The 283-nt window shown below is 29.3% G+C and carries 1 protein-coding gene; it reads left to right on the top strand.

Features of this window, described 5'->3' with window-relative positions:
* Positions 1–20 precede the first annotated feature (20 nt).
* Positions 21–227 (top strand): helix-turn-helix domain-containing protein, encoded by a 207-nt coding sequence (locus tag ACX6CF_RS26170; protein ID WP_458788326.1) that lies wholly within the window; start codon positions 21–23, stop codon positions 225–227.
* The last annotated feature ends 56 nt before the right edge of the window (positions 228–283 follow it).

The raw sequence follows: 283 nt of genomic DNA on the forward strand, positions 1-283 counted from the left end.
CCCCATAAATATTTTTAAATATTTATGGGGAATCTCCTTACCATTATTTAAAAAAACTCAGAATGAACTTTGCTGCCCATAAACTACATGAAACAGAATTAAGCATTCTAGAGATAGCTATATCCGTTGGATATAACAATCCTAGCAAGTTTTCAAATGCTTTTAAGTCTATTTTGGGAGTGTTACCAAGTACATTCAGAAAACAAAAAAACGGAATGGAGCATTAAAAACAGTAATGGAGTAGAAAATGATAATATAAATCAATTAATATATAGGTAGTTAG

The sequence above is a fragment of the Vallitalea sediminicola genome, assembly GCF_054408565.1.